We start from the raw sequence: 13,856 nt of genomic DNA on the forward strand, positions 1-13,856 counted from the left end.
CCTGGAGCTACGGCTAGGGTAATGGCGGGGAAGTCATCATTGGTAATACTTCCAGTTATAGCTGTTGTTGTGCCAATGGTATAACCCGTTCCTGTGGCTAGTCTTAAAACAACGGTTTCATTACTTTCAATGATGGTGTCTGCTGTGGGGTCAACAGTGATAATTGCTGTACTTGCACCCGCAGCAAAAGTAATGCTACCTGTTGTTGAAGTGAAACTTGTTGCACCAGTTTGGGTGTAGTCGGTGTTTAAGGTGGCTGTACCCCCAACTATATAGTTCACAGTTAGGGCAGTGGTTGTTACACCGCTCCGGGTGAAGGTATAAACCAGGTTGGTTGTTCCAATGAGTTTGAGATTTTCCACTCCACTGGGTAAGGTACGGGTGATAGAACTTTGCCAGGTATCAGTAATAATGACTTCTCCAGTCCCCCCATCTGGACTGATGGTGGCATTGACTGCACCAGACAAAGTTACCGTAAACGCTTCATCTGGTTCATTGAAGTTGTCATTGAGAATGGGAATACTGATAGTGCCAAAGGAGGTGTTAGCAGCAATAATCAGAGTTCCAGTCAGATTCGTGTAGTCAACACCAGGGGTGGCGTTAACAGGAGTAAGAGTATAGTTAACACTGACCGGCTGGTTACTAAGACTGCTAAGACTGACAGTGAGGAAAGCATTAGCATCTTTGCCTTCAACAACAGTGATATCATTGATGGACAGAATTGCTTGGGACGAAGGATCGTCATTGATAATGGTTCCAGTGACAGCGGTGGTTGTAGCAACTGTGTAACCTGTTCCTGTTGCTAAAGTTAAAGCAACAGTTTCATCACTTTCAATGATGGTATCTGCTGTGGGGTCAACAGTGAGATTTGCTGTACTTGCACCCGCAGCAAAAGTAATGCTACCTGTTGTTGAAGTGAAACTTGTTGCACCAGTTTGGGTGTAGTCGGTGTTAAAGGTGGCTGTACCCCCAACTATATAGTTCACAGTTAGGGCAGTGGTTGTTACACCGCTCCGGGTGAAGGTATAAACCAGGTTGGTTGTTCCAATGAGTTTGAGATTTTCCACTCCACTGGGTAAGGTACGGGTGATAGAACTTTGCCAGGTATCAGTAATAATGACTTCTCCAGTCCCCCCATCTGGACTGATGGTGGCATTGACTGCACCAGACAAAGTTACCGTAAACGCTTCATCTGGTTCATTGAAGTTGTCATTGAGAATGGGAATACTGATAGTGCCAAAGGAGGTGTTAGCAGCAATAATCAGAGTTCCAGTCAGATTCGTGTAGTCAACACCAGGGGTGGCGTTAACAGGAGTAAGAGTATTGTTGTTCTAAGGATTTTCAGCTTAGGAATCAGTCATTTGTCCAAAACCAATGACTAATGACTAATGACCAATAATTAATTTCTCCCTCACTATGCCTGCACCAGGATTGGTATAGTCGGAACCGACTGTGGCTGTGCCACCAAGACTGTAATTGACACTCTGGGCTGCTATCAGGTCACCTGCGCGGGTGAGGGTAAAGATGCTGGCAGCCAGTCCTGTTTCTGATCCATCGGTTGTTTTGGCGAAGGATAGGGCATTCGCACTAGAAAACTGAAGCTTAATACGGCTAACAGGAGTTTGAAGGTAGTAATCTTTGACTGTTACAGAACGTCCAGATCCTAGTCCCAGCACTAGGTTATTTCCACTTTGGGTTTGGGTAACACTAGAAAAAGGAAAAGCTGATAAGTTTAGGGTATCGAGATTATTTGCTCCTTCTATGGTGTCATTACCAGTTGCAGTCGCAAAACCGTAACCACTAAACACATTGTTAGTCCCCAAGCCAGCAATGATGTAATCATCACTGGAAGAGTTAACGATATTCTCGATATATACTCCATATCCGATTTGTGTACCATAAGTTGTGGTTACATAAGTTGTACCTCCTGTATCACCATCGGCCTGGTATGTGGTGCCATTAAAAGCACTTTGTGTCGTTAGCCATCCACCTGGATATAGTTCAAATCTGTAGCCACTATACTGAAACCCTAAACCTGAAAAATCCAAGGTGTCTATACCACCACTATCCCAAATTGTTAGTTTAGTAGGATTAGTTTCACTACCCACAGTTACTGGATATTCCACTTGGGTTGAATATCCAAAAACGCTTCTAAATCTATAGGTGGTGTTACTGGAGTTAAATGTTCTTGCTCCATAAAGATATTGTAAAGCCAATAAATCATAAGCCATCGGAGTGGCAGCCGAGTTGCCGGTAAAGTTGTAGGTCATCACCGTGTTACTCGTATTATCTTGACCAAATGGCAGATAGGGTCCATCTGTGCCACCACCACCAGCGTTGTAGTTACCTGGATGTTTTAGCCCTAGGGCATGGAGGGTTTCGTGAATTAAACTCATGTAGCCGTGAGTACCCACTCCGCCCTGAAATCCATTTGTACTGGAACTATTATCATAGCTGGGGTTTAAAAATACATCACCTGCTCTGTCATTACTATTTCCCTGATTCGTATCAGTTGAAAATGGATAGTAAGCATAGGCATAGCCGGGATTCGTTGAAAGAAGATAGCGAATTTGACCATAACTAGAGGCAGAGTCGCTAACTTCAACAAAATTGACGTTAATTAGTGGGGAGATGACATTTACCAGGATTTTGCGTACATTAAATTTAATCACATCGCTGACAGGTGCCAACCCTACTTCGCTGCCGTAGTAAGAGCCTCCAGAATAGAAACTGTAGGAGATTGTCCCAGAGATCCACCTATAACCGCTCAAAAGTGAGTCAATGCGGTTATCTCCAGATGGAACTGAAGTGAGTTGCTGTGGAGTAGTCCTCGATGAACTTAATGTTACTTTTTGTTTAGTAGGGGCTGATATACAAGCAGAACAAGAACACCTCATCAAGGAGGATGATGAATTGTGGTACGTGGCTGTTCTACCCTGTTGAAAAAGTATATTACTAGTGCCTAAGCCTTTAGCATTAGCCCTTTCATTCTGCACATACTTAGCAAAAACCGCTCCTTGATCTCCACCACTACGAGTCTGATTAATCTGAGTATTAACAAAACTGCCCATTTCTCGTAACAGAACTGCACTAATGGCTTCTGGGGTAGTTCTAGCAACAAAACTAGCTGATAGATAAATCTTGTTGGCACGGGCAGCATACGTACCATTTCTATTGTCAAGACTATCCCTAATCATCACTTCCACTTCGGGAAGTTGACTAAAATCACCTGTTTGCCACTGAGAACGCAGATCTACGGCAACTGTACGGTCGTATTGTGTACCAAATATAGTGTCGAACTGTTGCCAAAAGTCTTCTAAACTCGCAAATTTGCTGAGTTGGTCATGGGTCAAATCGAGCAGTGGTTTGATTATGCTATTCATAGACTTGATTAATTAGGTAAATGCCTGTCTGAAATTTTCAGTTGTTACTCAGAGGATGTCTGAGAAGTCAAATTGCACTCAACTAGTGTTGGTTTTAGAAGTATTACCAGCGGAGATTTACATCACAGATATTAAATTTTTTAGTTATATTTTATACAAATAAATCGAATGCTTTATAATTATTTACCAGTGTCAACCCCAAATTCTGGATATAGATTCTCTATTTAGGTGTATTTGATGTAGCTGGACTTACACATCTAAGCCTGAAACCTTATTAAAAAATAGGCAATTAATTTTGCACAGGTACTTACTTCACTATTTGTAATATTGGCAAATACCCATATTTGACTAAATCATCCCGTATTTATGCAACGCCTTTTTGTTTAAGTCTCATTATCAAGGGTGGGCAGAATGCCCACCCCAAAAGAGTTACATTAAATGATGGTATTGCAAATTATCGGATTTTCAGCTTAGGAATCAGTCATTTGTCCAAAACCAATGACTAATGACTAATGACCAATAATTAATTTCTCCCCAGCCACTTTTGACCGTTTAAGCGATAGACTAACCGAGATACCAACAAATCAAGGGTAATTTTGCGCTCGTCGATTAAGAATGATTCCAGGGTACTAGGTTTTTTACCTTCGTTACAGGAAAAGCCTTTTTTACCTTGAATATCTGCATCGGGGAAATAAACGTTAAATTGGCGCTGTCCGTTTTGCCAACTACCGATAATTTGCCAGCATTCTTCTGCAAAGTTAAACCCAGTAATAGGATATTTCTGCTTGGCAAAAGTTAGCTGTACATCTGGTACTCCTTCCGCAACAATTGCCTTTTGCAAAGCTGGTAAGTATTCCTGCTGCATAAACTCTTCAAAAGGCTTGTCTTCAACTGCTGGAGGTTTTTCCTTTTTGGGAGCTTTAGCGGCTGCGTCAGGTTTTTCTTGAGCAGGTGCAGCAGCATTGGGATTAACTTTTGGGTTTGCTGTTTTGGGATCTGGCGTGTTAGCTGTAGGAAGGCTTGTAGCTACTGGTTCGTTACGACTAGGAACGGTTTCTCCAGCAACACTGGGAGCCACTTCTCCCGCCTGATTTTGATTGGTTTCTTCTGCCATTACTCAGGTCAATCCTTATATCTAGCTTTTGGAGCGAGTTGCTCACCTTGGGGTAATCAGTTATTCTCATTTTGACATACCCGCGCCTAGCCAGAATCAGTTCGCTAATTTTAAGATATCTCAACCACCTGCAACGGCTGGAACAATACTGACTTCATCCCCATCTTTCAGCACGGTTTCTGTGCCTTCTAAAAAGCGGATGTCTTCACTATTGACGTACAAATTCAAGAACCGTCTTGGCTTACCATTTTCATCGCACAAACGTGATTTGATACCAGGACAGCTTTCTTCTAAGGAATCAAATAACTCAGTAATGTTGCTACCACTGCATTCTAGGGCAGCTTGATTATTTGTAAATTTTTGCAGTGCTGTGGGAACTAAAACTTTTACAGCCATAATTTCAACTTTAATTTTCGATTTTCAGTGGTTAGTTACTAGGGGTTTACCAATGCTAAGGAATGTGAATTTAATAAAGTACAACTCTTAATTTATGTAATTTAATGTTGGGTTACGCTGTCGCTTTACCCAACCTACAAAGAATTGTCAGTTAATGAATCCATGTTCCTAAACCCCTACAATCATTTATCAGTCGTCATTTGTTGCAACTCGAATGACTAATGACTAATGATTAAACGAGAACTTGTTGCCATTCTAAGCGATCAAGTGTGCGGGATCTCTCTAGCGCCCGTTCAAAACTATCTAGTTTGGCATCAATGGTCAAAGGTTCGCCAATGTAGCCTTGGATTGCTTCTTGAGTTTTCAAACCATTGCCAGTGATATAAACCACTGTAGTTTCATCTGGATCAATTTTTCCAGCTTCTACCAATTTTTTCAGGACTGCAACGGTTGTACCGCCAGCTGTTTCGGTGAAGATACCTTCGGTTTCTGCCAGTAGCTTCATGCCTTCGATAATTTCTGCATCATTGACTGATTCAATGTTACCGCCAGTTTTCTGGGCTATTTCTACAGCATAAACACCATCTGCTGGATTACCAATAGCGATTGATTTAGCGATTGTGTTTGGTTTCACTGGCTGGATAAAGTCACGTCCTTCTTTGAAGGCTTTGGCAATGGGGGAACAGCCTTCAGCTTGAGCGCCGCTGAAACGAACGTTTTTGCCTTCTACCAAACCGACTTCTACGAATTCGTTGAAACCTTTATAGATTTTGGTGAACAGGGAACCAGATGCTAGGGGCGCAACGATATGATCTGGTAGTTCCCAACCTAGTTGTTCTGCTACTTCAAAGCCTAATGTTTTGGAACCTTCGGAATAGTAAGGGCGTAAATTGATATTGACAAAACCCCATCCGTGTGTGTTGGCAACTTCTGAGCAGAGACGATTAACTTGATCGTAATTGCCTTTTACAGCCATGAGGGTGGGACTGTAGATTAAGCTACCGATGATTTTACCTGCTTCTAAGTCGGAGGGGATGAATACGCAGCAGTCTAAACCTGCATGGGCTGCGATCGCAGCTGTAGAATTTGCTAAGTTACCTGTACTAGCGCAAGAAACTGTCGTAAAACCTAATTCTCTAGCTCTGCTCAGTGCAACTGACACCACCCGATCTTTGAAGCTCAGGGTGGGCATATTGACGGCATCATTTTTAATATAAAGTTTATTTAAACCCAGGCGACGGGCAAGACGGTGCGATCTCACTAAGGGAGTCATCCCCGTTCCTACATCGATAACATTATCAGTAGCGACAGGCAAAAATTGACGGTAGCGCCAAATTGAATTTGGACCAGCTTGGATTTTTTCTCGGCTGACGGACTGGCGCAAAGCATTGTAGTCATATTTGACTTCCAATGGACCGAAGCATAACTCACAAACATGACTTGCTTTGAGTTCATATTCTGCTCCACATTCCTTACACTTCAAGGCTTGCAGTATGGAAGTGTTTGCTTGGTTTAGGTTTGCAATCGCCTGAGTCATAAACTAGCTTTCCCCGTATGTCCGTCAACTTTGGATTACTCTAACACGCCCTAAAATACACGTCAAACATACCCGACAAAAATAGTCGGATATTTTTTAGTAAGCGAACAGGTGACAGTAAGAAATAAGGAATAGACAATTACTTCCCTTGCGCCCCGCCCCCCTGCTTGTTTAGCCGCCGCTAACGGGTGGAATTAGCACGACTTCATCGCTATCTTTTAGTAGGGTGTCTGGTTCAACAAAAATGAGATTAATCCCAAAGCGGGTTACATCACGCCATTGAGAGAGTTCTGGGTGTTCGGTGATCAAGCGATCGCATACCGCTTTGACTGGTGTACTAAGAGGAAATTCCAGCACTAGTTCATTTACACCATAAGCCTCTTGATAGGCAGCGAACAATTTAACGGTTACGGTAATTGCAGATTTCGACATACAATTTTTCTACACCCTGATTTATTTCATTAATTAGTAGAAGTTAAATGCCAGCTGAATTCAACTTTTTTCAGCACTGGTATCCCCTCTCACCAGTTGAAGACCTTGATCCACGGCTGCCGGTTCCCGTAACCCAAAACGAAAGCTAAAATATTACATCGGGTCACCGAAGAGGACGAGGAGACGATGATTATTTTGCATCAGCAAGAATATTCTCTGCAAGAAAAACAATTCAGAGAACTCCACAAAAAACATGATCCAATAGTAAGTGTGAAAATTCTTTTTATGTCCTAACCACCTTGGCGGTTGCTATAACAACTATCAGAGATATGGTGGACTTAGAGCCAGTCATAAAACTGATAAGTGATAACTGTTAAAATTTCTGACCCAAGCGCTGGAAATCCCGCTGTACTTCATTCAAAAGAGTTTTATTGTGGGGATCTGTCTTTAAAGCTTTTTTGAGATAAATTCTGGCTTTAGGCAGTTGTTTTTCAGCAATTAGCGCTCTTCCCCAGATTTGATAAGCGATCGCTTGCCATTGGCGTACTTCTATATCTTCTGGTAATCTAGCAGCTAAAGCTTCCACGAGAGCGATCGCTTGAGGAAAACGTCTTTCTTGCAAAAACCGCTGTAACTGTTCATAAGTCTTCCACTTTAACCGTTGTTCTATATCTTCTAAGGTCGGTGGGTGAGGCATTACAGTAGTTGATGTTCCTGAACTTTGGGCTTTTACCTCCGTGTAATTATTTACAGAATTTGATGAACTGGATGAACTATTTGATTTTAGGGCTATTTCCTCTGGCGGTATTACCGTTTGCAGGAATCGATAAGCCTCTGTCAAAGCAATAAATTTATCTTTAGCTCTTTCATCATTTGGGTTCATATCGGGATGATATTGCTGCACCAGTCGGCGGTAAGATGCCTTAATGTCAGCAAAAGAGGCTCCCGATCTCAACCCCAATAAACGGTAACAATCTCCCAAATCCATGTTGCTTTGCTCCAATTCAAAATTCAAAATTAAAAATTCAAAATGAAGAATTTCTACTTTTGAATTTTCAACTTCAAATTTTGAATTTATTTTGCCCTATTTACACCCTTTCTTCAATCACACGGTCAATTAAACCGTATTCTTTAGCTTCTTGAGCAGACATAAAAAAGTCACGATCCATGTCTTTTTCAATTTTGGCTAAAGCTTGACTAGTATTGTCAGCATAAATCTGATTGAGTTGGTGGCGAATCCGCAGAATCTCCCTGGCTTCAATTTCGATATCAGAGGCTTGGCCACGAGTACCACCGGAAGGTTGGTGAATCATAATCCGGGAGTGAGGCAGCGCCATCCGCTTACCCTTTGTTCCAGCGGCTAACAGAAAAGAACCCATTGAAGCTGCTAACCCAACACAAATGGTGACAACATCAGATTTGATGTGTTGCATGGTATCATAAATCGCCAATCCAGACGTAACCATGCCACCAGGGGAATTGATATACAAGAAAATATCCTTACCTGGATCATCTGAATCCAAATAAAGCATGACGGCAATAATTTGGTTAGCGATTTCGTCATCAACATCTCGTCCCAGAAAAATAATTCTTTCCCGGTAGAGGCGGTCATAAATGCTAATCCAGTCTGTATACTGTCCTCCGGGCATCCGGTAAGGAACTTTAGGAACGCCTATAGGCATTTTCGGTACTCCTTTTGTAATTAGTTATTAGTCAAGGGAATAGGGAATTGGAAATAGCGGAGGAAAAGAAAAATGAACTTTTACCTCTTGCCTTCTTTCTGTCACCTGTCACCTGTCACCTGTCACCTGTCACCTTCTTTAAAGCACACTTGCAGGGAGTGGGGGATTAGCGAGTTCTTCTTTTTCAAAAACTCGGTCAATCAAACCGTATTCCTTGGCTTGGTAGGGTGTCATGTACAGAAGGCGATCCATGTCCTTGCTAATTTTTTCTGATGCCTGCTTAGTGGTGAAAGACAGAATATCAACCATTGCTGCTTTGTTGACCAGAACTTCCTTAGCCCGAATTTGAATATCGGTGGCTTGTCCTTGAGCGTAGCTCTTGGGCTGATGTAAGATAATGCTGGAATTAGGTAAACTAGCACGGCAACCTGGTGTACCAGCACTAAGAAGCATTGCCGCCATACCCATCGCCGAACCGATACAAATGGTGTGGATGGCTGGCTTGATGTATTTCATGGTGTCATAGATAGCGAAGGCTTCGGTTTCAAAACCGATAGGTTCGCCACTGTAACCAGAAGTTCCTGTGGAGTTGATGTAGATTTTAATTGGCTTTTCGGGATCGTCGGATTGTAAATAAAGCAATTCGGCGACGATCAATTCCGTAACAGAAGGAACCAGTGGCATTCCTAGATAGACAATTCGCTCCTTCAAAAGTAGGGAAGGTAAATCTGGTGGAGGTGTCCGATAGAAATTATCGCCGTAATAAGGGGATTGAACAGCCTTGATGGGGGAAATGTCCATAGCAACTGATCGCCTGAAACTATGCCGTTAATGTACTACATCCTAACGCGATGCTTGGGTGATTTAGGGTGTGGATTTCTCACTTATGGTCAAGAAAGCTAGGTTGCGAGGATATTTTTCATCAATATTAAACTATGTTTTTGGCAAATGAGGCGAGGGTAATGGATCTGTAATCAATTCATACTCGACCTAGAAATGTCCGTATCTGTTAATTTTTAGTCTGTGATATTACTTAGTGTAATAATTTTGAACATACTTTTGAATTACTGGCTGAAGACTAAACAAAAATTCGCCGTTTTCAAGATTTTTCTCGATGAGCGATCGCATGACTAAAGACTCTAGCACTGCTATTACTTGTGATTTAGATATATTCTGCTCAAAATATCCACATAATTGAGCAAACTTCACCGGTGCTTTTATATTAGCTAAACAATAGAGTAGTTGGATTTCTAAATAAAATAATCGCGCGAAATCTCTATCTAATATATCGGCAATTTGACCAATAAATATAGTATTTTCTGCTAAAAAATCACTGGACTTACCATTAAATATTTCTAAAATCATTGTCGCCACTATTTTTAATGCTAAAGGATTACCGCGATATAAGTTGATTAGCTTTTTCCAATCTTCTTCTTCAGTTAATCCTCTGTTGCGGAATATTTGTTTAGCTGGCTGAATTGCTAAACCTTGAAGTTGTAATAAGCGTACAGGACTATTATTGCCTACTAAAAAACTAATTTCTCTAGGAATTTCAATAGTCGTTAATAATAAACAACTTTGATGTTGAAATGTACTTATTTGTTTGAATAAATTACTATATGGTTCATAACCCTGACGATACTTACCCGCTAAACTATCTTTAGCAAAGATATTTTCTACAGCATCAAAAATAATTAAATAGCGATGCGATCGCAACTTATCTAGCAGATTTTCAATAGACGGAACTAAATGCTGTTGAGGTGAAAGCAAGTCGAGAATTTCTGTCAAAATACTTTCTAATGTTGGCGCATTTTCCAACGAAAGCCAAATAATATTTGCAAATCTAGCCTCTTGAAGACTCACCAAATGTTTCAAAACATTTCCAGTTAATGTAGTTTTACCTATTCCACCCATTCCAGAAATTACCACCAAGCGACATTCATCTTGTAAAATCCACTTTTGCAAAGTTGCCAATTCCTCACCACGTCCAAATATTTCCAAATCGGACATATTTTGCCAATTTTGTACAGATTTACTATCAACTGAACCCAATTCCGAGGGTGTTTCTAACTTCGTTGACAACCTCTCTCGTGGTAAATTATGCAACACTACCTGTAAATTCTTTTTTCCTACAGTCACTCCTAAAATCTTAGATATTTTTTTCCACAATTCTGGTGCAATATTAGTCTTAACGTAAGCAGAAGAATAGCCAGCAATTTTCATATCTTTATATTCTTTACCCTCCCAGCTTTGACGAAAAATCTCTTGTTCAAGAGGAGTCAAGGGCATCTCGTACTTGGTACTAAATAGTTTATATACCAAGCTTAATGCTTCTTCACTATTCATAGCTAAATTTTTACCCTGTGTTGAAATCTGTTAATGATATTAATTTTATACACATATATGTATTAATTCCTGAACTTTCTGTATTTACTCATAAATATGTTTGTGATTATGATGGGCTGGACGTGCCAGTATACACGGATAAAAACACAATCAATAGAAATTACACAGTCAGATAACCCAAAACCCTGAACGATTTCCCCTGTTTGGATCACTGAAGTGAGCCAGGGTGCTTAACTCCTTCTGGATCAAATGTACATAAATTGAAAATCTGTACCCAGAGTCTGGAACTGACACCAGTACAAAGTTATGTAGCATTTACAACCAATAGCACGCAATGTCACAAAAATGATTTAAGTGAAATTGTGACATTAATCCCTGCTGGCAACAATTCTAAAACCAATACAAATTCATTGCAATTTGACTTCTCAGACATTCTCTGAGCCACAAATCAAAAGTTCAGACAACCATTTACCCTAATTAATCAATTCTATGGATAGCAACATCAACCCATTGCCCGATTCGACCAATGACGAACTCACCAACGTTGAAAACACCTCATCAGCAGATTCAGAACTGTCAGTAGTTCCACTTGCACAGCAAAACTTGTCTAACTTATTTGCGCTGACAAATGGACCACTAGCAAAACTTAGCTCAGATCTCGCAACCCTATTTACAGGCATTGATCCGTCATCTTCATCGGTAAATAGCTCAACTGGTGGTCTTGTTGCTAATGATTCATCACTACAGATAATCGGTGATAATGTTGCTATTGAAGCCACAGCAGATAGTGACCCTGCTCAATTATTGTCTGACTTACAAGCACTAGGAATACAACAAGTTTCTGCTTTTGGTCGTGTAGTTTCAGGGTTGATTTCCATATCAGAACTGGGTAATATAGCTGCATTATCCAGCTTGCGTTTAGTTCGTCCCGCTTACGCACCAATCACAAATAATACTGACACCCCGGCAACAAATGTCGGCTTGGTTAGCAGTCCGTCTGATGAAGTTGTAACAAATGTTGGTTCCGTTACTAGTCAGGGCGACGTAGCTCAACGTTCAGACATTGCTCGTTCAATATATGGTGTCAATGGAGCAGGTATCACCATTGGTGTTCTCTCGGATAGTTACAATAACTTAGGTGGTGCTGCTGCTGATGTTACTTCTGGGGATTTGCCATCAGGGGTAATTGTACTGCAAGATTTAGCTTCCGGTGGTAGTGACGAAGGTCGGGCAATGTTGCAAATTGTCGCTGACGTAGCCCCAGGAGCGACACTCGCTTTTAATACTGCCTTCGTTGGTGGACAAGCTGGCTTTGCCAATGGAATTTTGAATCTGGCAAAACCTGTAGCTAATGGTGGAGCAGGGGCAAGTGTGATTGTCGATGATGTATTTTATTTCGCCGAGCCGTATTTCCAAGATGGTATTGTCACCCAAGCGGTAGATCAAGTGGCATCAACTGGCGTTGCCTATTTTTCTTCGGCAGGTAATCAAGCCCGTCGCTCCTATGAAAGCCCATTCGTGGTAGGTAGCACTGCCACTGTTGCCGGACAATCCTACACCTTTCAGGATTTTGATCCCAGTGGGACAGTAAATAATTTCCAAGCAATTACTGTCAACGGTTCATTTAGAGCTGCTTTCCAATGGGATCAGCCCTTTGCCTCTGCCAGCATTGGCGGGGCAGGTTCCCAAAGCGATTTGGATCTGTTTTTGTTCGCGGCTCCTAGCTTTACAAGCACTCTCTTTGCCTCTAGTACAAATAATAACCTTAATGCCGATCCATATGAATTTTTGGCCGTAAGTGGAACTGGAACAGGATACCTAGCGATCGGCAAACGTAACACAGTCGGCGGACCAGACCCATCCATAATCAAATATATTGATTTTGGTTCTGCTAATAATACATTTCAATTTGCCACCAATAGTTCAACTTCCTTTGGACACAATCAATCTGCTAACGGTCAAGGTGTAGCGGCTGCGTATTATCAACAAACACCAGCATTTGGGGTAACACCGCCTGTCGCTGAGTCATTCACCTCTTTAGGTGGTACTCCTATCCTATTCGATACAGCAGGAAACAGACTGGCAACACCAGTTATTCGCGAGCAGCCTGCTATTACAGCACCCGATGGTGTTGATACTACATTCTTTGGGCAGGATAGAGATGGTAATGGTAAACCCAATTTCAGCGGTACATCAGCAGCTGCACCCTCAGCGGCGGCAGCAGCAGCTTTAATCCGTCAAGCAATTCCAGGCGTAACTAATACCCAGATTTACAACGCCTTGAAGAATACAGCATTAGACATGAATACTCCTGGGTATGACTTTCTCACCGGGAGTGGATTAATTAGAGTAGATGCTGCGATCGCTTCTCTTTCTACTATAGCGATCGCCAAAACCACAGATGGTGCAGAAACAGGCTCGACTGACAGCGTATTTACCCTCACTCGCACAAACACCGCAGCAGCTTTAACCGTCAGTTATAGTCTTAGTGGTACAGCTACAGTCGTTTCCGACTATACCGACTCTGGTGCAGGAATAGCCTCCTTTGCAGCAGGTTCAGCTACAGCTACCATCACCTTACCAACCATTGATGATGCTGTTGTTGATCCTAGCGAAACCATCATTGCCACCATCACGGCTCCATCTGGCTATACTATCAGTGGTTCCAATACAGCTACTGCCACCATTGCTGATAATGATATTGGAACGCTATCCATCGTTAAAACCACAGATGGTGCAGAAACAGGCTCGACTGACAGCGTATTTACCCTCACTCGCACAAACACCGCAGCAGCTTTAACCGTCAGTTATAGTCTTAGTGGTACAGCTACAGTCGTTTCCGACTATACCGACTCTGGTGCAGGAATAGCCTCCTTTGCAGCAGGTTCAGCTACAGCTACCATCACCTTACCAACCATTGATGATGCTGTTGTTGATCCTAGCGAAACCATCATTGCCACCATCAC

General features: G+C 41.8%; 11 protein-coding genes. 1 reads left to right on the forward strand and 10 read right to left on the reverse strand.

From position 1 onward, the window contains the following. The 10 genes from A9Y75_RS29800 to A9Y75_RS19145 form a co-directional block, all read right to left on the reverse strand. The coding region (locus A9Y75_RS29800; protein ID WP_275519457.1) for a Calx-beta domain-containing protein at positions 1 to 1,172 on the reverse strand (1,172 nt) is incomplete at its 3' end. Between the two features lie 213 nt (positions 1,173 to 1,385). Continuing rightward, the gene (locus tag A9Y75_RS19105; protein WP_071191122.1) at positions 1,386 to 3,383 is read right to left on the reverse strand and encodes a hypothetical protein; all 1,998 of its coding nucleotides are present in this window, start codon (positions 3,381 to 3,383) and stop codon (positions 1,386 to 1,388) included. A 523-nt stretch (positions 3,384 to 3,906) separates the two neighbouring features. Further along, positions 3,907 to 4,497, reverse strand: a complete 591-nt coding sequence (locus A9Y75_RS19110; RefSeq protein WP_071191123.1) for a DUF2996 domain-containing protein — start codon at positions 4,495 to 4,497, stop codon at positions 3,907 to 3,909. 120 nt (positions 4,498 to 4,617) lie between these two features. Then, positions 4,618 to 4,893: a MoaD/ThiS family protein gene (locus A9Y75_RS19115; protein WP_071191124.1), complete on the reverse strand. Its 276-nt coding sequence runs from the start codon at positions 4,891 to 4,893 to the stop codon at positions 4,618 to 4,620. 232 nt (positions 4,894 to 5,125) lie between these two features. After that, a complete protein-coding gene (thrC, locus tag A9Y75_RS19120; protein WP_071191125.1) occupies positions 5,126 to 6,430 on the reverse strand; it encodes a threonine synthase in 1,305 nt (434 codons plus the stop codon). Positions 6,431 to 6,601: 171 nt separating this feature from the next. Continuing rightward, complete coding sequence (locus A9Y75_RS19125; RefSeq protein ID WP_071191126.1) at positions 6,602 to 6,862, reverse strand: MoaD/ThiS family protein; 261 nt, start codon at positions 6,860 to 6,862, stop codon at positions 6,602 to 6,604. 373 nt (positions 6,863 to 7,235) lie between these two features. Beyond that, on the reverse strand, positions 7,236 to 7,850 hold the full coding sequence (locus tag A9Y75_RS19130) for a J domain-containing protein (protein WP_071191127.1): 615 nt from the start codon (positions 7,848 to 7,850) through the stop codon (positions 7,236 to 7,238). Positions 7,851 to 7,950: 100 nt separating this feature from the next. Then, positions 7,951 to 8,544 (reverse strand): ATP-dependent Clp protease proteolytic subunit, encoded by a 594-nt coding sequence (locus tag A9Y75_RS19135; protein ID WP_071191128.1) that lies wholly within the window; start codon positions 8,542 to 8,544, stop codon positions 7,951 to 7,953. A 138-nt stretch (positions 8,545 to 8,682) separates the two neighbouring features. Then, positions 8,683 to 9,345: an ATP-dependent Clp protease proteolytic subunit gene (locus A9Y75_RS19140; RefSeq protein ID WP_071191129.1), complete on the reverse strand. Its 663-nt coding sequence runs from the start codon at positions 9,343 to 9,345 to the stop codon at positions 8,683 to 8,685. 228 nt (positions 9,346 to 9,573) lie between these two features. After that, the gene (locus A9Y75_RS19145) at positions 9,574 to 10,890 is read right to left on the reverse strand and encodes an NB-ARC domain-containing protein (RefSeq protein WP_071191130.1); all 1,317 of its coding nucleotides are present in this window, start codon (positions 10,888 to 10,890) and stop codon (positions 9,574 to 9,576) included. A gap of 489 nt (positions 10,891 to 11,379) precedes the next feature. On the opposite strand from A9Y75_RS19145, the gene A9Y75_RS28715 reads away from it, so the two are divergent. Then, a partial coding sequence (locus A9Y75_RS28715; protein WP_071191131.1) for a S8 family serine peptidase occupies positions 11,380 to 13,856 on the forward strand: 2,477 nt, incomplete at its 3' end.

Source organism: Trichormus sp. NMC-1, assembly GCF_001858025.1.
GTDB lineage: Bacteria > Cyanobacteriota > Cyanobacteriia > Cyanobacteriales > Nostocaceae > Anabaena.